The organism is Photobacterium sp. OFAV2-7 (genome assembly GCF_022347985.1).
Lineage (GTDB): Bacteria > Pseudomonadota > Gammaproteobacteria > Enterobacterales > Vibrionaceae > Photobacterium.
The window spans coordinates 1-18,714 of sequence record NZ_JAKRFQ010000012.1 but is presented as its reverse complement, the minus strand read 5'-3'; the positions used below and the strand labels follow the sequence as shown (position 1 = coordinate 18,714).

Sequence of the window (18,714 nt, the reverse complement as noted above, 5' to 3'; positions counted from 1 at the left end):
GGCTGTGCGTGACTTATAAGCCTTGTTCCTTTGCCATCTTGAGTGCCAGCTTTGGCGCGTCCCAGAGTGACGGCAGCAAGATGAGTGAAACAGGCACTGCGGTAATGACTATGAAGGATTGCAGGGCAGAGACCCCGCCCGAACCGAGCGAGATCAGGATGATTGCTGTCAGTCCCATCATGATCCCCCAGAAAGTACGAATAAACGCATTGGGCTCTGTCTCGCCGCTGATCACGACACTGATGGTATAGGTCATCGAGTCTCCGGTGGTGACGATAAAGATAGTCGTCAGGATCAGGAACAGGATAGAGACAATTAACGGGAACGGCAGCTGCTGGGTGATGGCCAGCAGGGCACCCGGCAGGTTGAAGCCTTCGAAGGCTTTGCTCACCGAGCCCGGATCGGCAATCTCAAAGGCAATCCCGGAGCCACCGACGATAGTGAACCAGAAGCAGGTGATTAGCGGAGCAATGATGCTCAGTGTCATTACCAGTTGGCGAATGGTGCGGCCGCGAGAAATGCGGGAGATAAAGATGGCCATCATCGGACCGTAACCCAGGAACCAGCCCCAGAAGAATACCGTCCACCAACTCAGCCAGCCTTCGTCACCGCGGTAGGTCGCCATCGGCACAAAGTTGTCGAGCATGGCGCCGACGCCTTGCAAGTAGCCGTTAATAATAAAACCCGTCGGGCCAACCAGCAGCAGGTAGGCCATTAGCGCAACGGCCAGAATGATGTTCCAGCGGCTGAGGATCTGGATCCCGCGGTTAAGCCCGCTCAGCGCCGACAGTGTATAGATTGCGATGGCAAAAAGGATGATGATGAACTGGGTAGCAAAGCCATCGGGAATATCGAACAGCGAGTTCAGGGCGAAGCTGATTTGCAGGCCAAGGAAACCGATAGGGCCGATGGTGCCGGCTGCAACGGCAATGATACAGCAGGCATCGATGGTGTTGCCCATCGCCCCTTTCAGTGCGCGCTCACCCAGCAATGGGTACAGCAGGGTGCGAGGCTGAAGCGGTAGTCCTTTGTCATAATGCAGGTGCATCAGGACGATGGAAGTCAGGCTGCCGGTAATGGCCCAGGCCAGGAATCCCCAGTGCATGAACGACTGCGACAAGGCATTGATGGCGGTCTGCCACGGGCTGTCAGGCACGCCATACAGCGGCGGCGGGCTGACATAGTGGGCAATCGGCTCTGCCGCCGCCCAGAATACGCCACCACCGGCGAGTAGGGTGCAGAGCAGGATGGCTATCCAGCGGAAGCTGTCGATTTCCGGTGTATCCAGACGTCCCAGTCTGACATGGCCGGTTTTACCGGCGGCAAGGGCCAGGCCGATCAAAAAGGTCAGTAGCAGCAAGATTTGCCAGTACGGGCCAAAAAAGGTAACCGACCAGGAGAAACCGGTATTGACGAAGGTGGAGAGCAGGGCATTGTCATACAGGGCGAGGGCAACGAACAGGGCGATAAACCCACCGCTCAGCCATTGCACCGGGCTTTTCAGTCCCAGTTTGTCTGATGCGGTTTGCTGCTTTGCCGATGGATGACGGGTCATAGGCTGTGCTTTAGCTGTGTTCATGATGTCGGACATACAATGTCTCCAGACGTTATCGGATTTGCATGGGCAAAAAACGTAATGGTGACGGCCTGCGTAAGAGTATAGTTATGGGCAGGCGGTCAGTTATTTGGCGGGCGCAAGGCCGTCTTTCAGGAAGCTGAACCAGTTTCCTCCCATGATCTGGCTTGTTTCCGTGTCGCTGAATCCTTGTTTCAACAGGCCGTTATAGATATTTTCCATCCCTTTGTTGTCACAGAACCAGGGCAGAGCATCCGGCCAGCCAGCGTTGCTGGACGAGCCTTCGCCATAGTCCATGGCTTTCGACCAGCGGCCGTTGCGCATCCACTCCAGCACTGCCTGTGGTTGGTTGAGACAAAGATCGCTGCCGATACCCAGGTGTTCCACCCCGATCAGGTCGGCGGTGTCGGCGATCATCTGGCAGAAGCGTTCCAATGAGCACTGGCTGCCGTCCGGCAGGTGAAACGGGTAGAGGCTGAAGCCCAGCAGGCCGCCGCGGCTGGCCAGCGACTTGATGACCTCGTCGGATTTGTTGCGCAGGGCGTTGTGGGCCGAGGCCGGGTTGGCATGGCTGATACAGATTGGCCGGGTTGACAGGTCAATCGCCTCGAGGGTCGAGCGCTCGGCACTGTGTGACATATCGATGATCATCCCGACCCGGTTCATCTCCGCAATGGCCTGCTTGCCAAAGCGGGTGACCCCGCTGTCTTCCTGCTCATAGCAACCCGTCGCCAGCAGGCTCTGGTTGTTGTAGGTAAGCTGCATGATCAGCAGCCCCTGCTTGCGCATGACTTCGATCAGGCCGATTTCATCATCAATCGGCGAGCAATTCTGGGCCCCGAAAAAGATACCGACCTTTCCTGTTTCCTTGGCCGTTTCGATATCGGCCATGCTCATCACAGGCATGATAAGGTCGCTGTGTTGTTCGAAGTGGTGGTTCCACTCGGCAAAACGGGTGAGGGTTTCGCGGGCGGTTTCGTGATACACCAATGTGGCATGTACCGCGGTGATCCCGCTGGCCTTGAGCGTTTCAAAGTAGGCTCGATCCCAGTTGCAGTACTGCAGCCCGTCGATGATGATGCGATCCTGATACATAAAAGCTCCTTAGTAAGGGCGCTGGTAGGCAGTTTTTACTACGGTGTAGAACTCTTTGGCGTACTGGCCCTGCTCGCGGGGACCAAAGCTTGACTGCTTGCGGCCACCAAATGGAACGTGATAGTCCGTTCCTGCCGTTGGCAGATTCACCATGACGCAGCCTGTTTGTGCCTGCTGCTTGAACAAGGCACTGGTCCGCAGGCTCTGGGTAATGATGCCGCCTGTCAGGCCGAAGCGGGTATCGTTGACCGTGGCAATGGCTTCATCCAGATCGGCGACACGAATAACGCTGGCCATCGGGGCAAAGACTTCTTCCTGGTTGACGTCCCAGTGGTTCTCGGTACCAAGGAATAGGGTGGGTGCCATGTAATAGCCGTCATGTTCCAGGCTGAGCTTTTCGCCGCCGAAGGCCAGTTCGGCACCGTGCTGGCGGGCCTTTTCTATCCAGTCCAGGTTTGACTGCAGCTGGTTGCCATCGACTACCGGCCCCATGAACACCCCATCTTCGAGGGCATGGCCGATTTTGAGCGTACTCATGCGCTTGATGAGTGCCTCGACATAGGCATCATGGATGCTGTCAACCACTACCAGCCGTGACGAGGCAGTGCATTTCTGGCCCGCGCCAGAGAAGGCTCCCATGATGGTAGCCTCGACAGCCGTGTGGATATCGGCATCGTCGGCAACGACCAGGGCGTTTTTGCTGCCCATTTCAAGCTGGCAGCGAACAAAGTTGGGTGCCGTGGCGGCAGCGACCTTGCGGCCGGTCTCAACCGAGCCGGTGAAGCTGACGGCATTGATTTGATCGGAGTTGATCAGGGTATTGCCAACCTCGGAACCACTGCCAAGTACCAAATTGAAGGTCCCTGCCGGCAGGCCCTGGCGGTGAATAATCTCAGTCAGGGCAACGGCACTGGCCGGTGTCAGGTTGGCCGGCTTCCAGAGCACGCTGTTGCCGAAGGCCAGTGCCGGGGCAATTTTCCAGGCCGCTGTGGCTGTCGGGAAATTCCATGGAGAGATGATAGCCACGACGCCGACAGCCTCGCGGCTAACCTCGACCGAAACACCCGGACGGACAGACTCGGCAATGTCACCCATCTGGCGCAACACTTCCGCCGCAAAGTACTGGAAGAACTGACCGGCACGGTAGATCTCTCCGCGGCCTTCGGCAAAGGGTTTGCCTTCTTCGCTTGATAGCAAGGTACCGAGCTCGTCGCAGCGGGCGATCAGCTCGTCGCCAATGGCCTGGAGTGCTTTTTGTTTTTGCTCCAGCGGCGTTTTTTCCCACTCGGGCTGTGCCGCTCTGGCGGCATCGATAGCGTGCTGAACCTGCTGCTGGCTGGCCTGGGCAAACTCCCCGAGGTTCTGGCTGATATCAGACGGGTTGATGTTGCTGATAGTCGTTGTGCCTGACTGCCACTCACCGGCAATGTAGAGGGCTTTTTCTGCGTCAAATGTCATGGGACTGTCCTTGAAATAGTGCGTGCTCTGATCTGGGTTTCTGATCAACCTTTATTCGTAGTGCTAGATCTGTCTGTCATTGGTCACCGACGGCAGCGTAGACGACCAGCTCGACAAGCATCTCTTCCCGTGCCAGCCCGGCAACAACAACGGCGGCACGGTTGGGGTAAGGGGCGTTGAAATAATCGGCGTAAATCTTGTTGACGGTAGCCAGGTAGCTACGGTCGGTCACATAAATCAGTACCTGGAGGACGGCATCGGTAGAAACACCGGCGCATTCCAGGGTGTGGACCAGGTTATCCAGGGTTTGGCGGGTCTGGGCTTCAATTCCGCCCTCGACGACGCTGCCGGACTGATCGATAGGTATCTGTGCGGTGTATAGGGTGCTGTTGTTGACGACAGCCCACTCCAGGGGAGCCTTCGAGGCAAACAGTGATGTAGGGACGGCTTTCTTTGCTGTGGCTGACATATTTCACCTGCAATGTAACGAGAATGTTTCAATATGGTTAAATGATGCACATAATAGGGTGATAAATCGAATGGTTTATTTCTGACACTTGATAAGTTTTTTTTATCAAAAGAGGCGGTGAATTGATCGCGTTGCAGGTATCAATAAGGACAATGATATGGATATGAAGCTACAGCAGCTGAAGCATTTCTCGCTGGTTGTGCAGGAGGGGGGCTTTCGGGCGGCTTCCGCCAAGGCGAACCGTTCTCAGGCGGCGCTGTCGACGTCGGTCAAAGAGTTGGAAAAAATCCTTGGTCAGCCTTTGTTTGAGTCTGGCCATAAAGCCAAACTGACCCCTTATGGTGAAGTCTGTCTGCCGAAAGTCGATCAGTTTCTTCGGTTATATCAGGCGCTGGATAGCGACTTGCGGGCGGCGGCTATCGGTCAGCAGGGGCAGGTTAGGATTGCCTGCGTGCCGTCGGTGGCGGCAAAGCTGATCCCCAGGGTGCTGGCACAGTTCAGTACCAGCTATCCGCAGGTCGAGGTATCGCTGGTTGACGACAATGCCGCCGGGGTTGAGGCAAGGCTGCTGGCCGGGGAAGTTGACCTGGCGCTAGGCAACTGCCTGCATGTTAACGACGAGCGGATTGATTTTACGCCTTTGCTGTCTGATCGGCTGGGGGTGGTGTGCTTGCAGGATCATCCCATCGCGGCAATGGCCGACGGGGTGAAGTGGCGCCAGGTCACGGCGTATCCGTTTATCAAAAATGGCACCTGTAAGCTGCTGGATCCGACACCGGCCCGGGTCCTGAGCGAAAGTGCTCTGTATACGGTAGAGAACATTACTTCTTTGTTTTCGGTATTGTCGCTAGGGATTGGGGTCACGACACTGCCCAAACTGGCGTTTCCCGAGACCGAAACGCCGCTGGTGTGGCGGCCTCTGGTCGATCCTAAAGTGGAGCGGCAGATTGGGATTTTCCGTCTGTTTGACCGCCACATTTCGCCGGCGGCCAATGCATTCTATGCCCTGTGCTGCGAGCAGTTGCAAGACCGGGAATATGTGTAGTAAAGAGCTTGTAGTGAGCTGTCAGGTATAGCGGATACTGTTGACGAACCATTCCTTCTTGCCGGCCGGGGTGTTTACCTCGAACTCGTCGTCGACCTCTTTTTTCAGCAGCGCCCTCGCCATCGGCGAGTCGATGGAGATATAGTCATTGCGGCCATAGATTTCATCCGGTCCGACAATGCGGAAGGTTTTGGTTTCGCCGTCATCGTTCTCGATCTCGACCCAGGCACCGAAAAAGACTTTGCCGTCCTGCTGCGGGGAATAGTCAACGACCTGGACGATTTCCAGCCGTTTGCGCAGAAAACGTACCCGGCGATCAATTTCCCGCAGGCGCTTCTTGTTGTACTGGTAGTCGGCATTTTCGCTGCGATCGCCCAGGCTGGCAGCCCAGGTGACTTTCTTGGTCACTTCCGGCCGTTCTTCCTTCCACAGGAAGTCTAACTCTTCTCTGAGCTTGGTATATCCCTCGCGCGTAATCAGGTTGGTTTTCATGGTGTGGATCCGAATCTGGTTGTAGGCTGGATAAATCTTCTAACGCTTTGACGGTGAGGTCAATCTTCGCGCTCGAATTGCGACTGTTTCATCATGATTCGGCTTCTTCAGGAAAGCGGCGAAATAAGCTGGAAAAGAAAGAAGAAAAGAGAAAAGAAAAGGCGAGAGATATTGAAATCCTCTCGCCTTTGGTTGGTAGGGTAACAATCGACCAGATAAACGTTAGTATTTAAATTTGTTTAGCTTATCTTCCACGTCGCTGGTTTGTGTCAGCATCCCCTTTGCCTCCTGGCTGGCAGTTTCTGCACTCTGGGCGGCCTTGACGGTGATATCTGTGATCGCACTGATATTACGGTTGATATCCTCTGTGACCTGATGCTGCTCCTCAGCCGCGGTGGCGATCTGGCAGACCATCTCCTGCATGGTCGAGGTGGTTGCCATCAACGCCTCAAGCTCCATGACCGCGGTGCGACTGCTTTCGATGCTGTTGCGACTGTAGGTCTGGCCGTTGGAAATCGCTTCAACTGTCAGCTGTATCTGGCTCTGGAAGCGGTCGATCATCTGCTGGATTTCTTCCGTCGAGTTCTGCGTCTTGGAAGCCAACTGGCGTACCTCATCGGCAACAACGGCAAACCCGCGACCGTGCTCGCCGGCACGGGCGGCTTCAATTGCGGCATTTAACGCCAGCAAGTTGGTCTGATCGGAAATGCTGCGAATGACCTCGAGAATGCTGCTGATCTGGTGGCTCTGGGTCTCCAGCTCAACAATGGTCTCCGTGGAGCGCTCCATCTCCTCTCCGAGCTGGCTGATCATGCTGGCACTGTCATTGACCACGTCGCTACAGCGTGTAATCGCCTGGTTGGCTTCTTCCACCGAGCTGGCGGTATTGGCCACATTGTTGGCGACCTCGCTGGCAGTACAGGCCATTTCATTGATGGCGGTAGCGACTTGCTCCAGCTCCTGGCGTTGCTGCTGCACACCCTGGTGCGAGGTTTCGGCGATACCGGCCGAGCGGTTGGCAGACAACTTCAGGTTTTCTACCGAGCCTGCAATATCGCGGATCATCCCCTGCAATGATGCCATGAGGGTGTTAAGCCCGTGCATCAGCGAACCGGTTTCGTCTTTTCGGGTGACATTCAACCGGTAGGTCAGATCGCCGCCAGCCTGACCGAGCTGGCGGACGATATCCACCACTTGCTGGATTGGGGTGGAAATCCGTTTGGCCATCATATAGAGCACCGCTAGGGCAAAGAGGGAGATCACCACGCCTGCAATCAGCTGGCTGTTGAGGAAGTCGCCGAACGAGCTGTTCAGCTCGCGCTGCAGTGCATTAATGTCCGCTAGCAGCTCAGCCTTGGGGACCGAGATCCACAGCATCCACGGTGTATCGGTATTGCCGACCCGGATTGGTGTCACCAGGCTGGAGAATTCCTCTGTTGAGTTCCAGATCTGCTTGCCGGCCTGGAACTGGGCTTTGCGCTGGTTCCAGTCAGATAGCACTTCGCCGAGCGGGGAAACCGGGTTGGTGTCTCCGGCGACCACCCCGCGGTAGGTGATAATGCTGACATGAGAGTTCGGACCGAATTTATCGCGCTGGAGCTTGAGTGCCAGCTCGTTGATAAAGTTGATCGACAAATCGATGCCGAGCATACCGATAGTACGGCCGTTGGCCTTGATCGGGGTTACCAGATTGGCCATCAGCACCTGCTTGCCTTGTACATCATAGGCCCAGGGGTCGATCAGACAGCTGCGCCCGGTTTCCAGCGGGCAGAGATACCATTCGCTGACGCGGGTACCTGTTTTGGTCTGGTCCTGGATATAAAAGCGATCGGAATCTACTGCCGAGGGCTTGAGTTGGTTATCGCTGCCGCGGGTCCAGTAGACGTTGAACTGGCCCTTGCCGTCGATGGACTCATAGGTCGAATCTTTGCCGTCCCAGGCGTCGGGCTCGAAAGCGATATAGGCGCCCAGGAACTTCTGGTTACCGGCCAGCAGATCACGGACCATCAGCGAGAGGTCTTCGCGGCTCAGTCTGTTTTGCTTGTCAGTCGAGCCTGCCATCCCCGAGACGACACTGGCCATGGCTTCTGCCGAGTTCATCGCTACCGAGAGCTGGTTTTGGATCTGCTCGGAATGAAACTTGCTGGTTTCCTCCAGCAGTTCGGTCAGCGTACTGTCAGCAAAGTTATAGGTTTTGCTGTGCACCATGTCCTCTAGTTGGCCGGAGTATTTCAGTCCGACCAGAAGCACCGCGACGAGCGAGAAAAACAGGCAGCTGGCAGCGCCGATTATGATTTGATGTCGTATAGACTTGAGTGAAATCATAATGCTATTCCGGCTTTGACGAGGTTGGCGGCATCCTTGGCGATAACTTTATGCATTGCTGTTGTCGGGTGCAGGCCGTCCCAGTACAGGTTGTTGTTCGGTTTGGCAATGACCTTGCCGGTAGCATAGCTATAGGCTTCACCGGTGACATCGGTGATGGTGACAGCCAGGTCGGCATCATGGTACTGGCCGTTTTGTTTTACTTCGTTGATCACCTTGTCAAACGCAGCAAAGGCGTCGAAGTGGAAAATCTCGATGTCCGGATGGCTTGACGCCAGTTTTTCCAGACCGGCTTTGAGTGCCTGGTTGTGCTGGCCGATAAACTGGGTGACTTTGTCTTGCTGGCCGGCAAACCATGGTGCATCGACAAAGTTTGGAATGTTTGCCGCGAGGATTTGTGTGGCCCCTGCGTCAATCAGGGATTCGATATCTTTCAGGGCAAGGACGGCGGCCTTGTCACCGCTTTGGCCGAGATCGCCAAACAGGGTGAACCATAAGTTGTTGGTACCGCTCATATAGCTTACCAGCTCGCTGCCGCTGAACTGCCCCTTGCTGTGGATGCGTTGCTGAATTTGCAGGCCGCTATTTGACAGCACGTCGAGGCCGGAGTTGGCGGTGAAGCCGTTGGCGGCATCAATATCGAGGAAGCGGCCCGGTCCGGACATGGCCCCACCGGTTGCCCAGTTGGTCCCGGCTAATGGCTGATCCTGGTATTGATAGCTGACTTGCTTACCATCCGGGCCGGTTAATTCCAGGGTGCTTTCAATGCGGCCGTGGGCGCGTGTCGGGGCTGGCATATCGAGAAAGGTCGCCAGGTATTCGGTCCAGACCGGTCCGTTGCTGAATCGGCCGTTGACGTTGGGTTCCAATGCCCGGATACCGATATTGCCGGAGGTCGCCTGATTCATATCGACAGTGATAAGGTGCTTGTTGCCCATATCGGACAGGCTATCACCGAAGTTTGAGATTGCATTAAAGTCCGCGGCGTGCAGGCTAAGAGGAAAAAGGGCAAGAAGAGCAGGGAATGTAAATTTGTTCATATTGTACTTATCTGTTTGTTTGACGTAGTGGAGGAAGTATTGTCGCTATGTCGCACGGGCATGTTTTTCACCCGGATGCAGATAAAAACAGTTGTACTGCATTTTTTATCTGTTCGTATTTGCTCAGTGCAAATAGTTGATTTGGTCGGATTATATGGAAAGCTTTTCTATTATCAAATTTATCAATGGGTGGGGAGGGATATTCCTGACTTATGAGTTAACTTTGACTCGTTATGGCGCGGATGACGTAAATGGTGGTGAAAGTTAGATCGAATTCGCACCTTTCCGCCGGGATGGTGAACACACGACATACTCTGTAACAATTTGAGGTATGATTTAGCAGCACTGTTCAGCGTCTATCAGCTGTTGTCGAGTAAGATATGAATAGATTTCGATACTATTGTCGATGCAGGTAAGGTGAGATATGCAGGAAAATTACAAGATTCTGGTTGTTGATGATGACATGCGCCTACGCGCACTGTTGGAGCGTTATCTGTCGGAGCAGGGTTTCCAGGTTCGTAGCGTGGCCAACGGTGAACAGATGGATCGCTTGTTATCCCGTGAAACTTTCCACTTGATGGTGCTTGATTTGATGCTGCCGGGTGAAGACGGCCTGTCGATTTGCCGTCGGTTGCGTAATGCCAACAATATGTTGCCTGTCCTGATGCTAACCGCCAAAGGTGATGAAGTTGACCGTATTGTCGGGCTTGAGGTGGGGGCTGATGACTATCTGCCGAAACCGTTTAACCCGCGTGAATTGCTGGCCCGGATCCGTGCTGTGCTGCGTCGTCAGACCATAGAAGCACCCGGGGCACCGAGCGTCGACAGTAAAATCATTGAGTTCGGTGATTTCCGCCTAAACCTGGGTACCCGTGAGATGTTCCGTGGCGAAGAGTCGATGCCGCTGACGTCCGGTGAGTTTGCAGTGCTCAAGGCGCTGGTTACCAATGCCCGAGAGCCGATGTCCCGCGACAAGCTGATGAACATGGCCCGCGGCCGTGAATACTCGGCGATGGAGCGTTCGATTGATGTACAGATCTCCCGTTTGCGCCGGATGGTAGAGGAAGATCCGAGCCGTCCACGCTATATCCAGACCGTGTGGGGGCTAGGGTACGTATTCGTCCCTGACGGTAGCGAAGCCTAAGTGAGGCAATAATGATGCGGATGTCACCGCGCAGTACATTTACCCGTACACTGATTCTTCTGGCTGGCTTGCTGATAGCCAGCCAGATTTTTTCCTATCTGGCAGTCCTGAATTATGCGCTGCTGCCTAGTTTGCAGCAGTTCAACCGTATTCTGGCCTATGAAGTACGGTTGATGCTGCGTGAGGATGTTGAGTTGGCCGATGGCAAGACCTTCCATCTCGATCCCCCGGTTCGTCGTCAGTTGCTTGAGCAGCTCGGGGTCACGTTGCACCTCGAAGACAGCCCCGATCTCAGCGAGTATGAGCAGGCGACCCGTATCGAGTACCTCAGTGAAGAGATGACCCGTGAGCTCGGTGCGCCTACCGAAGTCCGGTTGGTGTTGGGCACCGACAGCTATGTGCTGTGGATGCGGTGCGATGCGATGCCGGGTTACTTTATGCGGATCCCGCTGTCGGAGTTGCAGGAAGAGGATTTCTCGCCCCTGTTTCATTACAGCCTGATCATCGCCTTTATGGTGATCGCCGGTGGCTGGCTCTTTATCCGGATCCAGAACCGGCCTTTGGTTGCACTTGAGCAGGCGGCGCTGCAGGTTGCCCGCGGTGAAACGCCGCCACACCTGCCGGAAAGAGGGGCGTCGGAAATACGTGCGGTGACCAAGTCGTTTAACCGGATGTCCGAGGGGATCAAGCAGTTGGAAGATGACCGGGCACTATTGCTGGCCGGGGTCAGCCATGACTTGCGCACCCCGCTGACCCGGATCCGTCTGGCGACAGAAATGATGTCGCCGGAAGATGGTTATCTGGCCGAGAGCATGATTAAGGATACCGAGGAGTGTAACGAGATCATCAGTCAGTTCATGGATTACCTGAAGTCGACCAAGAAGCTGGAGGAAGAGGATCTGGATTTGAACCTCTTGCTGCAGGAAGTGGCCGAGGCGGAAGGGGGCTATGAGCGTGAGATTGAGTTCGAGCAGGGTGATATTCCCGGTATCGTGCGTGCCAATGCCGTGGCAATCAAACGCTCGATGGCCAACCTGGTTGTCAATGCGATCCGCTACGGCAACGGTTGGGTCAAGCTCTCCAGCGGGGTAACCGCTGATCGCAAAACGGCCTGGTTCTGTGTCGAGGATGACGGTCCCGGTATCGAGCCGGATCAGGTTGCCAAGATGTTCCAGCCCCTGACCCGGGGGGATTCTGCTCGAGGCAGCGAAGCGGAAGGAACCGGCCTGGGTTTGGCTATCGTGCAGCGGATCATTGACCAGCATGAAGGGACAATTATGGTGACCAACCGTAGTGCCGGTGGCTTGAAAGTACAGGTTAGCCTGCCGCTGGTGGTGAGCAAAAAATAGCTAAACCGGAATTTATCCTGAAAAAGCAAACGTCAAAATTAAAGCGAGAGCCAAGAGGCTCTCGCTTTTTATTTGCATACTGCTTATGTCGTTAGCGACACTTTCTTTGACTATTTTTTCTCTTCCGGTAGTACCAGATTCAGCACGATGGCCGTGATACCGCCTGCTGCCATCCCCGAAGATAAGATGCTTTTCACCCATTCAGGCATGAACTGGAGAATTTCCGGTTTCTGGGCAATGCCCAAGCCCATCGAGAAAGACAGGGCCATGATCAGAATGGCGCGGCGGTCGAGCTCACAGCGGGAAATAATGCGGACCCCTGAGGCGGCAATGGTACCGAACATCACGATGGTTGCGCCGCCCAGGACCGGTTCCGGTATCAGCTGAACCAGATTGGCGACGCCCGGGAACAGCCCTAGCAATACCAACATACCGGCAACGAAATATCCGATATAGCGGCTGGCGACACCGGTCAGCTGGATGATGCCGTTGTTCTGGCTGAAGGTTGAATTAGGGAAACTGTTTAATACCGAGGCCAGTGCCGAGTTGATACCGTCGGCAAGTACCCCGCCTTTAATACGTTTCATGTAGACCGGTCCGGCTACAGGTTGCTCCGAGGTTTCCGAGGTTGCGGTAATATCGCCGATGGCTTCAAGTGAAGTGATGGCAAAGACTATTACAAGCGGGATCAGAAGCGACCAGTCAAATCCCAAACCGTATTGCATCGGCAGCGGGATGGCTATCAGGTCGGTATCGGCGGCGCGCGATGTATCGATCATGCCGGTCAGCCACGCAAGCACGGTGCCGGCAGCCATCGCGATAACAATCGATGAAACACGCAGATATGGGTTCTTGACCCGGTTGAGCAGTACGATCAATCCCAGAACAGTACCGGCCTGCATCAGGTTGTCGAGGCTACCGAAGCTGCCGTTTTCAATTGCGGCGTAGCCACCGCCCATTGACGTCAGGCCAATCTGGATCAGGGTCAGGCCAATCAGGGTTACCACGATGCCGGAAACCAGCGGGGTGATCACACGCTGGGCATGCTGAAGAATGCGGGAGATAAAGACCTCAGTCAGCGAGGCAACCAGGATAGTGCCGAAAATGGCGGCCATCATGGTTGGGATATCGGCTCCGCCGGCTTTGAGCGCCAGACCGGCACCAATAATCGGGCCGAGGAAGTTAAAGCTGGTACCCTGAATCGACAGCAGACCGGAGCCGACAGGACCAAAGGTACGAATTTGGATGAACGAAGCCAGCCCCGAGGCAAATAGGGACATACTGACGATGGTATTGGTATCGCTGGCCGGCACGCCCAGCGCCTGACAGATGATCAGCGACGGGGTGATCACCGCGACAAACATAGCCAGCAAATGCTGGGTGGCGGCAAACAGGGTTTGCGGTAGTGGTGGCCTGTCTTTCAGACGGTAGATCAGATCAGAATTACGTGGTGTTTCGATGTCGCTATGTTGGCGGGTCATGGCCGTTTTTTCCTTGGACTTACTTCTGGATCCCGCTGCGATACGCTGAATGGGTACCGGAGTGTGAAAGCTGGCTTTTTCTGTGATTGCTGTTACTCAGATCCGAGCTGACACCGGGAGAAGTGAAAGTGGGTGAAATTTGTGCGCTATTTTAATTATCTTTCTGTAAATAGCAAACGTTTGCGTGTTTTGTTTGGGATTATTTTTGCTTGCTTAGGAAATACACTGAGGAAGGGTGAAAACGTAAGAAATGTGCCAGAGGCGTTATTTATCCTAGGCTGCCAAGATCACAGTACGGAATTATAGTGTCAGCCAAGCGATTGCTATCAGCCAGAAAGGTGATTTTTTACCTTCTCTGGCTGAATTGCCGTATTGGTTAGGCGTTTGAGTAGTTATCGCGTTGTCCGAGCCAGCGATCAATGATGGCCTTGGCATTGTCCGGGTAGCGGTCGTGGACATAGCGGGCCAGCTTCTGCACTTGGGGGATCAGGTGTTGGTCACGAACCAGATCGGCAATTTTGAATTCGGCGATGCCGGTCTGCTTGGTGCCAAGCAGCTCTCCGGGCCCGCGAATTTCCAGATCGCGCTGGGCAATCACAAAGCCATCGCTGCTCTCGCGGAGTACACCGAGACGTTTCTGGGCGGTCTTTGACAGCGGGGCGTGATAGAGCAGGACACAATGGCTGGCAACACTGCCCCGGCCGACCCGTCCGCGCAACTGGTGCAGCTGCGCCAGGCCGAGCCGCTCGGGGTTTTCGATGATCATCAAGCTGGCATTGGGTACGTCGACCCCGACCTCAATGACGGTGGTGGCAACCAGCAGGTGCAGCTCGCCGTCCTTGAAGTGCTTCATGATTTCTTGTTTTTCAGCCGGCTTCATCCGGCCGTGCACGAGCCCGATATTGAGATCGGAAAGCTGCGCGGTGAGCTCATCGGCAGTGTCGGAAGCTGCCTGTGCCTCTAGCACCTCGGATTCATCAATCAGAGTACAGACCCAGTAGGCCTGACGGCCTTCATTGAGACAGGCCGAGCGAATGCGTTCGATAATTTCTGCCCGGCGCGAATCGGGTAGGGCTACGGTCTGGATGGGTGTTCGGCCCGGCGGCAGCTCGTCAATGACCGAGGTTTCGAGATCGGCATAGGCGGTCATTGCAAGGGTACGGGGGATCGGGGTCGCGGTCATGATCAGCTGGTGTGGGTAGCGACCTTCATTGGCCCCTTTCTCGCGTAGCTCCAGGCGCTGGTGGACACCGAATCTGTGCTGTTCATCGATAATTACCAGTGCGAGGTTGTTAAATACCACCTGCTCCTGAAATAGGGCATGAGTGCCGACTACCATTTTGGCCTCGCCGCTTTCGATGCGGGCCAGCTCGCTATCGCGCGCCTTGCCCTTGAGTTTGCCGGCCAGCCAGCCGACCTCGATATCCATTGGGTTGAGCCAGTTGGCAAAGTTAATCGCATGTTGCTCGGCCAGTAGCTCGGTCGGTGCCATAAGCGCGACCTGATAGCCGTGTTCAATGGCGCGCAACGCTGCCAATGCTGCCACTAGCGTCTTGCCCGATCCGACATCGCCCTGTACCAGTCTCATCATCGGGTGCGGTTTGGCCAGATCTGTTTCTATATCAGCGACAACCCGTTGTTGGGCACCGGTCGGGCTGAGCGGCAGGCTGTCGAGAAGTCGGGTTTTCAAGCTATTGGAGGCGATTAGCGGCCAGGCTTCGTGCTGTTGGCTTTTGCTGCGAACAGCCAGCATCGACAGGTTCTGTGCCAGCAGCTCTTCGAGGATCAGCCGGTGCTGGGCCGGATGCTTGCCTTCTTCTAGCTGATCGAGGGAGACATCCGGGGTCGGGCGGTGCATGATGTGCAGCGCCTGGGCCAGCGTCATCTGGCGATCGTACAAGCCATCAGGTAATAGCTCGCTGACGGCTGCCTTGTCGAGCAGGCGAAGGGCCTGATCGGTCAGGTTACGCAGGGTTAGCTGGCGCAGACCGTCAGTAGTCGGGTAGACCGGGGTGAGGGTTTCCTCGACGCTGAGCTCGGTGGGTTCGGAGAAGACCTTGTAATCCGGGTGGATGATTTCCAGCCCGAACTTGCCTCGCTTGAGCTCGCCGTAGGCTTTGACCTGTTTGCCTTCGCTGAGGCTGTTTTTCATCGCCGCGTTGAAGTTGAAAAATCGTAGGGTGGCCGAGCCACTGCTGTCGCTGATTTTTACCGTCAGCATCCGCCGTTTGCCAAAGCTGATATTGCTGTTTAGCACTTCGCCCTGAATAGTCAGGTGCTGGCCGGGCATGGCACTGGCTATCGGCCAGATCCGGGTTCGGTCTTCATAGCGGAGCGGCAGGTGAAAAAGCAGGTCCTGGACGGTGTTCAGACCAATCTTTTCCAGCTTTTCTGCCATTTTGGCACCAACACCGGACAGTTCGGTCAGGGCTATGGTATCAAGTAGTTTTCCGCTCATCGCTAATCCCGATTGTGGCTGTTATTTGGTTTTTTTCTTTGGCTCGGTTGCCTGCATGATGCTCCACCACTGGTCATCAGCGGCAATCTGCCCGTGCTCATCCAGTGGCGGGTACGGTAGCCCTTTGCGGCGGGCGACTTTTGCCAGTACCGGATGGCCGCGTTCAAACAAAATCCGGTGGACGGTCTCATCAGGCAGCTGGGTTTTCTCCAGATCGTACATGCCGGCATTCTGGCGCTGACGCTGGGCCTCGTAGAGGATCAGGGCGCTGGCCACCGAGACATTCAATGACTGTACCATACCGACCATCGGAATGATGATGTCCTGGTCGGCAAGGGCGAGGGCTTCAGGCGTGATCCCATTTTTCTCGCCACCGAGGATAATGGCGGTAGGTTTGGTGTAATCCACTTCACGAAAGTCAATCGCGGTATCCGACAGGTTGGTTGCCAGCACCTGCATGCCTTGTTCTTTCAGCGTGCTGACGGCATTGACCATGTTGTCATGGGTTTCGAGTTCGACCCAGTTGCGGGCACCTGCCGAGGTGTGGCTCAGTACGCGCATACCTTCCTTTGGCCACACGGCATGGACTTTGTGTACGCCTACAGCATCGGCCGTACGGATGATGGCTGAGACGTTGTTGGGTTTATGCACTTCTTCCATGCATACCGTCAGATCCGGCTGGCGGGTTGCCAGGACAGACTGAATACGTTGAAAACGATCGGGAGTCATAGTGTTCTTTGTCGTTCTTTAATAAAGAAAACGCCCGAAAACGGGCGTTTATGTTCAGTATAGGAAAGCTGGGCTAACCAGTTGTCCTTTGGGCCATCAGTTCTTCTGGCGTGATACGCGGACCACATTCGGCATGACCCGGATACGGCGCATGATATTGGCCAGATGGATTCGCCCTTTGGTTGTCAGGCGTACCGTAATGGTATATAGACGGCCATCTTTTTCTTCGGTGGCCAGCCCCTGGATATTGGAGCCGGTGCCCGCGATGGTATTGGTCAGATCGGCCAGTGCCCCCTGATGGTTCTGCATGTCGACCTTCAGGTTGGTGACGAATTCCTGCTCGAAGTCCTCGCTCCATTCGACCGGCATGTATTTGTCCGGCTCTTTCTGGTAGCCACGGATGTTGGCGCATTCTTCCCGGTGGATCACCAGGCCTTTGCCCGGGCTGACATGGGCCATGATCGGATCGCCATGGATTGGATGACAGCAGTTGGCAAACGTCAGCAGGATACCGTCCGCACCCTGGATCGGCAGGCGGTGAGTGGTTTCCTTGACGGTCAGCTCGTCGACATTGCCCAGCAGACGGCGGGCAATCACCACGCTCATCAGCTCACCCAGGCCGATAGCGGCCAGCAGGTCGTCAATGGTCTCGAGGCGTAAATCGGTCAGTACCTGATGCAGGTTGTCCGGATCGATTTGGTCGATGCTCAGCTCGCCCAGTGCATGGTTGAGCAGACGGCGTCCCAGGGTGATGGACTCCTCGCGGCGCATGGTCTTGAGGACCTGGCGGATTTTGGTCCGCGCGCGCGACGTCACGACATAATTGAGCCAGGCTGCATTCGGACGTGCGCCCGGTGCACTGATAATGTCAATGGTCTGGCCGTTTTTCAGCGGCTTGCTCAGCGGGTAAGGCTGTCGCTCCACACGAGCACCGACACAGGCATTGCCGACATCGGTATGGACGGCATAGGCAAAATCGACCGCCGTCGCACCGACAGGCAGCTCGACAATCCGGCCTTTTGGCGTGAAGACGTAAAGCTCATCCGGGAACAGATCTGATTTGACGTTCTCGATGAACTCGAACGAGCTACCGGCACTCTGCTGTAGCTCCAGCAGGCTCTGCATCCAGCGCTGGGCCTTGACCTGCGCTGTCGTACCGCTGCTTTCACCGTCTTTGTAGGTCCAGTGGGCAGCGACGCCTTTGTCCGCCATCTGATCCATGTCATCGGTACGGATCTGGACTTCGACCGGTACCCCGTGAGGGCCGACCAGCGAGGTGTGCAGCGACTGGTAGCCATTGGCTTTCGGAATGGCGATATAGTCTTTCATCCGGCTCGGACGGGGCTTGTACAGGTTATGGACCTGGCCAAGCACGCGGTAACAGGTATCCAGATCGGTGACCAGTACGCGGAAGGCGTAGATGTCCATGATCGAGTGGAAACGCTGCTCCTTGTTCTTCATCTTGTTATAGATGGAGTACAGGTTCTTTTCGCGGCCCAGTACCTTGCCTTCGATCCCCGCATCCTCGAGACGTCCCTCGATTTCGGCGTGGATCTTGTTAATCATTTCTTTTCGATTGCCGCGGGCTGCTGCCACCACTTCTTTCAGTACCCGGTAGCGGTTCGGATACAGCGCCTCAAAGCCCAGCTCTTCGAGCTCGGTCTTGATGTTGTGGATACCTAGACGGTGGGCCAGCGGAGAGAAGATCTCCAGTGTTTCGCGGGCAATACGACGGCGTTTGTCCGGACGCAAGGCGCCGAGAGTCCGCATATTGTGCGTGCGGTCAGCGAGCTTGATCAGAATAACGCGAATGTCATGGGCCATGGCCATGATCATTTTACGGAAGTTCTCGGCTTGCGCTTCTTTGCGGTCGCGGAACTTCAGTTTGTCCAGCTTCGATACCCCGTCGACCAGTTCGGCTACCGTCGAGCCGAAACGGCTGTCGAGATCGTCTTTGGTGACTTCGGTATCTTCGATAACGTCGTGGAGGAGGGCTGCCATCAGCGTCTCGTAGTCGAGGCGCATTTCCGCCAGGATGCGGGCTACGGCAATC

General features: G+C 55.6%; 14 protein-coding genes. 3 read left to right on the top strand and 11 right to left on the bottom strand.

Annotated features, from left to right (window positions below; genetic code table 11):
* Positions 1-13 precede the first annotated feature (13 nt).
* The 4 genes from MHN01_RS02595 to MHN01_RS02580 form a co-directional block, all read right to left on the bottom strand.
* Complete coding sequence (locus tag MHN01_RS02595; RefSeq protein ID WP_239409903.1) at positions 14-1,591, bottom strand: BCCT family transporter; 1,578 nt, start codon at positions 1,589-1,591, stop codon at positions 14-16.
* A 90-nt stretch (positions 1,592-1,681) separates the two neighbouring features.
* Positions 1,682-2,671 (bottom strand): membrane dipeptidase, encoded by a 990-nt coding sequence (locus tag MHN01_RS02590; RefSeq protein ID WP_239409902.1) that lies wholly within the window; start codon positions 2,669-2,671, stop codon positions 1,682-1,684.
* 9 nt (positions 2,672-2,680) lie between these two features.
* Entirely contained in the window at positions 2,681-4,129 is a 1,449-nt protein-coding gene (locus MHN01_RS02585) for an aldehyde dehydrogenase family protein (protein WP_239409901.1), read from the bottom strand.
* Between the two features lie 76 nt (positions 4,130-4,205).
* Complete coding sequence (locus MHN01_RS02580) at positions 4,206-4,598, bottom strand: RidA family protein (protein WP_239409900.1); 393 nt, start codon at positions 4,596-4,598, stop codon at positions 4,206-4,208.
* A 157-nt stretch (positions 4,599-4,755) separates the two neighbouring features.
* Between MHN01_RS02580 and MHN01_RS02575 the strand changes: the two genes are divergently transcribed.
* Positions 4,756-5,643, top strand: coding sequence for a LysR family transcriptional regulator (locus MHN01_RS02575; protein ID WP_239409899.1), 888 nt, complete (start codon positions 4,756-4,758; stop codon positions 5,641-5,643).
* Between the two features lie 21 nt (positions 5,644-5,664).
* Here the strand turns inward: MHN01_RS02575 and greB are convergent, their stop codons facing one another.
* The 3 genes from greB to MHN01_RS02560 form a co-directional block, all read right to left on the bottom strand.
* The gene (gene greB / locus MHN01_RS02570) at positions 5,665-6,135 is read right to left on the bottom strand and encodes a transcription elongation factor GreB (protein WP_075766343.1); all 471 of its coding nucleotides are present in this window, start codon (positions 6,133-6,135) and stop codon (positions 5,665-5,667) included.
* 222 nt (positions 6,136-6,357) lie between these two features.
* Positions 6,358-8,460, bottom strand: a complete 2,103-nt coding sequence (locus tag MHN01_RS02565; protein ID WP_239409898.1) for a methyl-accepting chemotaxis protein — start codon at positions 8,458-8,460, stop codon at positions 6,358-6,360.
* Positions 8,457-9,500 carry an SGNH/GDSL hydrolase family protein gene (locus MHN01_RS02560; protein WP_239409897.1) on the bottom strand — a complete coding sequence of 348 codons (1,044 nt, stop codon included), beginning with the start codon at positions 9,498-9,500 and terminating at the stop codon, positions 8,457-8,459. Before MHN01_RS02560 ends, MHN01_RS02565 begins: the two co-directional genes overlap by 4 nt.
* Before the next feature lie 424 nt (positions 9,501-9,924).
* Here MHN01_RS02560 and ompR point away from each other — a divergent pair, with 424 nt between their 5' ends.
* Positions 9,925-10,644 carry a two-component system response regulator OmpR gene (ompR, locus tag MHN01_RS02555; RefSeq protein WP_160652562.1) on the top strand — a complete coding sequence of 240 codons (720 nt, stop codon included), beginning with the start codon at positions 9,925-9,927 and terminating at the stop codon, positions 10,642-10,644.
* A gap of 14 nt (positions 10,645-10,658) precedes the next feature.
* Positions 10,659-11,993, top strand: a complete 1,335-nt coding sequence (gene envZ, locus MHN01_RS02550) for a two-component system sensor histidine kinase EnvZ (protein WP_239409910.1) — start codon at positions 10,659-10,661, stop codon at positions 11,991-11,993.
* Between the two features lie 110 nt (positions 11,994-12,103).
* Here envZ and MHN01_RS02545 read toward each other — a convergent pair whose 3' ends face one another.
* The 4 genes from MHN01_RS02545 to spoT form a co-directional block, all read right to left on the bottom strand.
* Positions 12,104-13,474, bottom strand: a complete 1,371-nt coding sequence (locus MHN01_RS02545) for a uracil-xanthine permease family protein (protein ID WP_239409896.1) — start codon at positions 13,472-13,474, stop codon at positions 12,104-12,106.
* A gap of 376 nt (positions 13,475-13,850) precedes the next feature.
* Positions 13,851-15,932 (bottom strand): ATP-dependent DNA helicase RecG, encoded by a 2,082-nt coding sequence (recG, locus tag MHN01_RS02540; RefSeq protein WP_239409895.1) that lies wholly within the window; start codon positions 15,930-15,932, stop codon positions 13,851-13,853.
* Positions 15,933-15,953: 21 nt separating this feature from the next.
* On the bottom strand, positions 15,954-16,661 hold the full coding sequence (gene trmH, locus MHN01_RS02535; protein WP_239409894.1) for a tRNA (guanosine(18)-2'-O)-methyltransferase TrmH: 708 nt from the start codon (positions 16,659-16,661) through the stop codon (positions 15,954-15,956).
* Between the two features lie 96 nt (positions 16,662-16,757).
* On the bottom strand, positions 16,758-18,714 hold a 1,957-nt coding region (gene spoT / locus MHN01_RS02530; RefSeq protein WP_239409893.1), incomplete at its 5' end, for a bifunctional GTP diphosphokinase/guanosine-3',5'-bis pyrophosphate 3'-pyrophosphohydrolase.

Coding starts and splice junctions, on each gene's coding strand:
- ompR (WP_160652562.1), top strand. CDS start 9,925: ATGCAGGAAAATTACAAGATTCTGGTTGTTGATGATGACATGCGCCTA.
- MHN01_RS02575 (WP_239409899.1), top strand. CDS start 4,756: ATGGATATGAAGCTACAGCAGCTGAAGCATTTCTCGCTGGTTGTGCAG.
- recG (WP_239409895.1), bottom strand. CDS start 15,932: ATGAGCGGAAAACTACTTGATACCATAGCCCTGACCGAACTGTCCGGT.
- envZ (WP_239409910.1), top strand. CDS start 10,659: ATGCGGATGTCACCGCGCAGTACATTTACCCGTACACTGATTCTTCTG.
- MHN01_RS02560 (WP_239409897.1), bottom strand. CDS start 9,500: ATGAACAAATTTACATTCCCTGCTCTTCTTGCCCTTTTTCCTCTTAGC.
- MHN01_RS02595 (WP_239409903.1), bottom strand. CDS start 1,591: ATGTCCGACATCATGAACACAGCTAAAGCACAGCCTATGACCCGTCAT.
- MHN01_RS02590 (WP_239409902.1), bottom strand. CDS start 2,671: ATGTATCAGGATCGCATCATCATCGACGGGCTGCAGTACTGCAACTGG.
- MHN01_RS02565 (WP_239409898.1), bottom strand. CDS start 8,460: ATGATTTCACTCAAGTCTATACGACATCAAATCATAATCGGCGCTGCC.
- MHN01_RS02545 (WP_239409896.1), bottom strand. CDS start 13,474: ATGACCCGCCAACATAGCGACATCGAAACACCACGTAATTCTGATCTG.
- greB (WP_075766343.1), bottom strand. CDS start 6,135: ATGAAAACCAACCTGATTACGCGCGAGGGATATACCAAGCTCAGAGAA.
- MHN01_RS02580 (WP_239409900.1), bottom strand. CDS start 4,598: ATGTCAGCCACAGCAAAGAAAGCCGTCCCTACATCACTGTTTGCCTCG.
- trmH (WP_239409894.1), bottom strand. CDS start 16,661: ATGACTCCCGATCGTTTTCAACGTATTCAGTCTGTCCTGGCAACCCGC.
- MHN01_RS02585 (WP_239409901.1), bottom strand. CDS start 4,129: ATGACATTTGACGCAGAAAAAGCCCTCTACATTGCCGGTGAGTGGCAG.